General features: G+C 52.0%; 7 protein-coding genes. 2 read left to right on the forward strand and 5 right to left on the reverse strand.

The window, feature by feature from the left end; all coding sequences use genetic code 11:
- Positions 1 to 18: 18 nt before the first annotated feature.
- Positions 19 to 417 carry a flagellar basal body-associated protein FliL gene (locus tag TK45_RS14315; protein ID WP_131259522.1) on the forward strand — a complete coding sequence of 133 codons (399 nt, stop codon included), beginning with the start codon at positions 19 to 21 and terminating at the stop codon, positions 415 to 417.
- On the opposite strand, the gene TK45_RS14320 is transcribed toward TK45_RS14315, so the two are convergent.
- Genes TK45_RS14320 through TK45_RS14335 form a run of 4 tightly spaced genes read right to left on the reverse strand, consistent with a single transcriptional unit; the run spans position 408 to position 3,787 of the window.
- The gene (locus TK45_RS14320) at positions 408 to 1,259 is read right to left on the reverse strand and encodes a rhomboid family intramembrane serine protease (protein WP_131259523.1); all 852 of its coding nucleotides are present in this window, start codon (positions 1,257 to 1,259) and stop codon (positions 408 to 410) included. The two genes, TK45_RS14315 and TK45_RS14320, sit on opposite strands and share 10 nt — an antisense overlap.
- On the reverse strand, positions 1,252 to 1,569 hold the full coding sequence (gene glpE, locus TK45_RS14325) for a thiosulfate sulfurtransferase GlpE (RefSeq protein WP_131259524.1): 318 nt from the start codon (positions 1,567 to 1,569) through the stop codon (positions 1,252 to 1,254). Before glpE ends, TK45_RS14320 begins: the two co-directional genes overlap by 8 nt.
- Positions 1,566 to 2,594 (reverse strand): L-threonine 3-dehydrogenase, encoded by a 1,029-nt coding sequence (tdh, locus tag TK45_RS14330; protein WP_131259525.1) that lies wholly within the window; start codon positions 2,592 to 2,594, stop codon positions 1,566 to 1,568. Before tdh ends, glpE begins: the two co-directional genes overlap by 4 nt.
- Entirely contained in the window at positions 2,591 to 3,787 is a 1,197-nt protein-coding gene (locus TK45_RS14335; protein ID WP_131259526.1) for a glycine C-acetyltransferase, read from the reverse strand. The genes tdh and TK45_RS14335 overlap by 4 nt, the downstream gene beginning before the upstream one ends.
- A gap of 262 nt (positions 3,788 to 4,049) precedes the next feature.
- Between TK45_RS14335 and TK45_RS14340 the strand changes: the two genes are divergently transcribed.
- Positions 4,050 to 5,276 carry a 3-deoxy-D-manno-octulosonic acid transferase gene (locus tag TK45_RS14340; protein ID WP_165490797.1) on the forward strand — a complete coding sequence of 409 codons (1,227 nt, stop codon included), beginning with the start codon at positions 4,050 to 4,052 and terminating at the stop codon, positions 5,274 to 5,276.
- On the opposite strand, the gene TK45_RS14345 is transcribed toward TK45_RS14340, so the two are convergent.
- Positions 5,265 to 6,171 (reverse strand): glycosyltransferase family 4 protein (locus tag TK45_RS14345; RefSeq protein ID WP_131259528.1); only part of this gene is annotated, 907 nt, incomplete at its 5' end. The two genes, TK45_RS14340 and TK45_RS14345, sit on opposite strands and share 12 nt — an antisense overlap.

Genomic DNA, 6,171 nt, shown 5'->3' on the forward strand with positions numbered 1-6,171 from the left:
ACCCCAGAGGAGATTGCTATGACCCACCGCCTGCTGCGACGTTTGTTTTTATCCATGCTACTCATGCTAAGCAGTACGTCGGTTAAGGCAGACTTTGCTTATTACGGTTTAGAGCCGGATATTGTGACCAATTATCTGGGCACCAGTAGCCGTGATTTGGGTTATGTGCGTTTAACCATCGAACTGATGATTGTCGATGCTAAGTATTTAGAAATCATCGAGCATCATGACCCGCTGATTCGGGCCACGATTATCGATATTTTTGGTAAACAGCATGGCGACAGAATTAAATCGTTAACCGGTCGTGAAGAAATTCGTCAGATGTGCCTCAACGCCATCAAAGAACAACTCAAAGCCGAAACCGGCTCTGAAATTGTGCGCAATCTGATTTTTACCAAATACCTGTATCAGGACTGACGCCGGCCAATCAGCGCGATCAGTGCCGCCAGGCCACAGCCGCTAAGCAGGCCAACCAGATGCGCTGTGTTGGCCATATTGAGTGGCAGAATATTGGTGTAACCCAATGCCAGCCACGCCAGCATAAAGCCAATCAGGTTACGCTGCAGCGATACACCCCACTCCGGACGGATCCAGCCAATCCACCAGACAAAACCAAACAGCCCGTACACCACGCCGGATAAACCGCCAAAGTTACTGCCGCCATCCAGATATTGGCCGTAATTGGACGCAATGCCGGTCAGCAAATACAGAATTACCAGCGCGCTGGTGCCGAAGCGCCGTTCAATCTGGCCACCCAAAATCCACCACCACAACAGATTGAAAATGATATGCATGGCAGAAAAGTGCATCAGTGTCGGGCCAATTAATCGCCACCACTGACCACTCTCAAGTACTTGCCCGAGCGGCGCAAATCTGAGTAATTCACGTACCGGAGAAAACCACAGGCTGGCTGAGGCCAGAAAGGCCACCACGCATAGTGTGGCAATCAGCAACATAAATGGACTGCGACTGGCTATTTGCAGCAGCGCAGAAAAGCCAGGTTGCGAGCCCGGCTTTGTTTTTACCGGACTGGCATTTGACCACAAATAATCCGCCTGCTGGCGTTGAATCTGGGTAAGCCAGCCCTGCACCAGAGCCTGTGCTTTAGGCTGTTGTGCCGGATAAAATACGTAAACCAGCCAGTGAGACTCGCCCTCTGGCTGGATATCGGTCGCGATCTGGTGGCCAGACAAAAATGTTTGAATTTGCTCAGCCACCTCGCGGCGGGAAACTTTAACTAATGGGGTTAACTCACTCATTACCACTGACCACTGGCTGAGAAACCCGCCAGTGTTCAAAACCTCCGTCCATGCTGTATACGCTGGAAAATCCCATTTGCCCCAGATACGCGGCCACTTGCTGGCTGCTCATTCCGTGGTAGCAATACACTAATACCGGCTGTTGTTGATCCAGGTGGTTAAGTAAGCCATTCACGCCAACACGCGCCAGGCTTAGCGCGCCTTTAACATGCGCATGCAAAAAAGAGGCTTCGTCACGGGTATCAACAATTTGCGCACCCGCCTGTATAAGCTGGCTGGCCTTAGCCAAATCTACACGGGTAAAACTCATTTATTCCACTCCAGAATCACTTTGCCCGATTGACCCGAGCCCATAGTTTCAAAACCGGTCTGGAACTGGTCCACCGGCATTCGATGGGTAATGATCGGTTCCAGATTCAAGCCACTTTGAATCAGGCTGGCCATTTTGTACCAGGTTTCAAACATTTCACGGCCATAAATCCCTTTAATGGTCAGGCCTTTAAAAATCACCTGATTCCAGTCTATGGCGGTGGCACCGGGCGGAATACCCAGCATGGCAATCTTACCGCCGTGATTCATGTTGTTCAGCATATCGCTAAAGGCGGTTGGTACGCCGGACATCTCCAGCCCGACATCAAAGCCTTCGGTCATTCCCAGCTCATTCATCACATCTTTCAGCTTTTCTTTGCTGACATCCACGGCTCGGGTAGCACCCATTTTACGCGCCAGCTCGAGGCGATATGGGTTTACGTCGGTGATCACCACGTAACGGGCACCCACGTGTTTAGCCACCGCAGCCGCCATAATACCAATCGGGCCAGCGCCGGTGATCAGTACGTCTTCGCCGACTAAATCAAATGACAACGCGGTATGTACTGCGTTGCCGAACGGGTCAAAAATTGACGCCAGATCGTCACTGATATTGTCCGGGATCTTAAAGGCGTTAAACGCCGGGATAACCAAATACTCTGCAAAGGCGCCCTGACGATTTACCCCGACACCGGTAGTATTGCGGCACAAATGACGACGCCCTGCGCGGCAGTTACGACAGTGTCCGCAGGTAATATGCCCTTCACCTGACACGCGATCACCGACTTTAAAGCCTGCCACTTCTGAGCCCATATCCACCACTTCACCCACATATTCATGGCCGACCACCATAGGCACAGGAATGGTTTTTTGTGACCAGTCATCCCAGTGAAAAATGTGCATATCGGTGCCACAAATAGCGGTTTTACGAATTTTAATCAGCAAATCATTCGGGCCGACCTCTGGCAAGGGCACATCCACCATCCAGATGCCTGGTTCCGCTTTTAATTTACTCAGGGCTTTCATGCAATGACTCCAAGTTCACGACCTACGTCGATAAATGCATCAATGGCTTTGTCCAGTTGCGCACGGGTATGCGCTGCAGACATTTGCGTACGAATACGCGCCTTGCCCTGTGGCACCACAGGGAAAGAAAAACCAACCACATAAATGCCACGGGCAAGCATCTTGTCCGCCATTTGCGCAGCAAGCTTCGCATCGCCGAGCATCACCGGAATGATCGCGTGGTCGGCACCGGCTAATTCAAAACCGGCGTCACTCATGCGACGACGGAAGTACGCGGCATTGTCCTTTAACTGCTTACGCAGTTCAGCGCCTTCGGCCAGCATATCCAGTACCCGGATAGAGGCTGATACGATGGCTGGCGCCAGAGAGTTTGAGAACAAATACGGACGAGAACGTTGACGTAACCAGTCAATGACATTTTTACGCGCCGCGGTGTAACCACCTGAAGCGCCACCCAGTGCTTTACCCAAGGTTCCGGTAATGATGTCCACCCGACCCATTACACCGCAGTGCTCGTGGCTGCCACGGCCCTGTTCACCGACAAAGCCGACCGCATGGGAGTCATCAACCATAACCAGCGCGCCATACTGTTCGGCCAGATCGCACACCGCAGACAAATTCGCGATTACGCCATCCATGGAAAACACACCATCGGTGGCGATCAGGATATTCCGCGCGCCGTCAGCCTGCGCCTGCTGCAAACAGGCTTCCAGTTCCCGCATGTTGTTATTGGCATAACGATAACGTTTAGCCTTACACAAACGCACGCCGTCAATGATACTGGCGTGATTCAGCGCATCGGAAATAATCGCATCTTCTGCATCCAGCAACGTTTCAAACAGGCCGGCATTGGCATCGAAGCATGACGAATACAAAATGCAATCTTCCATGCCGAGGAAATCGGCCATTTTGCGTTCCAATTCTTTATGGGTGTCCTGAGTACCGCAGATAAAGCGCACCGATGCCATACCAAAGCCGTGGCTATCCAGCCCCTGCTTGGCCGCTTCAATCAATTGCGGATGATTCGCCAGACCCAGATAGTTGTTAGCACAGAAATTCAGTACATGCTCACCGCTGGCGACCGCAATGTCGGCCTGCTGTGAAGAAGTAATAATACGTTCATGCTTGTACAGACCTTGCTGGGCAACATCATCTAATTGGGCGTCTATGCGCTGGAAAAAAGCGTCTTTCATCGGTGTCCTGCTCGTTGGGCAATCATGGGCGCATTTTAAAAGAAACTGCGCCGCTTTATAACAGCACAGTGGTCAAACAAGCGCGACTTTTACGTGAATAACCGTGTTTTTCAGGCCATTTTTGTCAGCAATACTGTACGACAGTGCGTGATTACCCGTATTTCGGGTATGATGCCGTCCAAAATCAAACGCTTACAATGGTGCCATGTCCAATTCCCAAGCCCAAGCAAACTGGCCTCGCTGGCTTTATACACTGCTATTTATGGCACTATCACCGTTGTTGGCGATCAGTCTGTGGCGGAAAAAGCGCGCATTGGGAAAAACGGCCGACAATGAATGGCAACAACGTCTTGGTTTTGGCTTTCCAGCAGTGAACCCCGGTAGCTGGTTACTGCATTGCGCTTCAATGGGCGAAGTCAGTGCCGCTGCGCCGCTGATAAGGGCACTGTTAGATAGAGGCGTTCGTCTTACTCTTACCACCAGTACCGCCGCCGGCGCAGCTCAGGTGGCGCGATTATTCCCGGAACAGTTAACCCATATTTATCTGCCGTTCGACTTGCCAGGCAACATGTCACGCCTGCTTCGTCACGTTAAACCACAGCGATTGCTGATTATTGAAGTGGAACTTTGGCCAAATTTGCTCGCTCAGTGCAAAAAACGTCAAATTCCCGTGTACTTGCTCAATGCCCGCTTAACTAACGATTCCTGCCGGCGCTACAGTAAATGGCCCAAACTGGTGCAACCTATGTTAAGTGCCCTGAGCCATGTTGCTGCACAGGATCAGCGCGATGCAGATAACTACCGCACGTTAGGCGTTAGCGCAGAGAGAATCAGTATCAGTGGCAATATCAAATTTGCCCTTCGTCAAAGCAATACCTTGCTGGCACAGCGTGAACAGTTGGCCACACAACTTAACACTGATGACCGGCCAACATTATTAGCTGCCAGCACCCACGCCAGTGAAGAAAGCGAACTTATTCAGGCGCTCAAGGTATTAGCGACGCAATATCCGGCATTACTTTTGGTGCTGGTGCCACGCCATCCGCAACGCTTTAGTGAAGTTGAAGCGCTGTGTCGTCAATCAGGCCTTAACTGGCAAGCATTTTCCAGTGGGCAGTCGGTAGATAACGCGACGCAGATTCTGCTGGTCGATGCGTTAGGCCAACTGCAGGCGCTTTATGGGCTATGCAACATGGCGTTTGTAGGCGGTTCGATTACTGACCGTGGCGGGCATAATCCACTGGAAGCGGCGTTATTTGGCAAACCCGTAATGATGGGACCTCACCGCGAAAATAACCTGCAGATCTGTGAAATCATGGCCGCGCAGGGTGCGCTGGCCGGCGTCACCAACGCCGGCGATATCGTTGAATGTACCCGCTATTGGCTTAGCGATAACACCGCCTATCAATTGGCTTGTACAAGCAGTCAGCGCTGCCTGCAGTCAGGTCAGGATGCCCTGTCGCGCACCCTCGATATGTTAGGCTTGTAACGAGTCAAAGAAGTCCAGTAACTGGCGGGCCTCACGCTCGATACTGTAATCGGCCAAAACACGCTCTCGGCCCGCTTTACCCATGGCGGTGAGTTTTTCCCGATCAGCCAGCATCAGCGCCAAACGATCGGCTACTGCATCGGTGTCGTTGACCGGCACCACATAACCGTCTTGGCCCTCACGAATAATTTCTTTCCAGGCACCGGCATCCGTTGCCAGCACTGCGGCTTCGGCGCTCATTGCCTCAGGTACAGTTAAGCCGAAGCCTTCGTTATCACTTAATGCACAAACCGCTGAAAGCGCCGAGAAGATTGGCGGAATACGTTCAAATGGCAACTCGCCAGTGAAGGTAATGCGTTCAGCGAGGCCGGCGTCGGCGATTTCCTGTTTTAAACCATCGACAAAGTCCTGATGCGACGAACCAATCGCTCCTACCACCACGGCATTCACATCTGGATGTTGCGGTAATACGCGGATACAAGCACGTACAAAGTGATGTACGCCTTTTTGCTTTCGTACCCGGCCTAAAATGCCAATACCGACGTTACCACCGTAGCCCAACGCCTGCCATGCTGCGGCCTTGTCCTCGGCCGGCACATAGATGCCACTTTGCACACCGTGGGGGATCACGATATCCGGCCCGACATCTAAAAAGCCGGCGGAGCGTTGACTGACCGCGACCACCGCATCCATCTTACGGGTGATCCACACAGTCGAACCTGAGCGTTTACGCTGCGCGGCGCTGCTAAACACCATTTTAATTTTACAGCGGAAGATATAGCGCAGAATCAGCGCCTGAATCATCTCGTCCACCCGGCGGGCGTGGAAAATCCGCCATTTTCCGTTACTCAGAGGCTTCTGACACAACTTCACCACATCCCAGAAACTTATATAT

Source organism: Bowmanella sp. JS7-9 (assembly GCF_004329715.1).
Classification (GTDB): Bacteria; Pseudomonadota; Gammaproteobacteria; order Enterobacterales; family Alteromonadaceae; genus Pseudobowmanella; species Pseudobowmanella zhangzhouensis.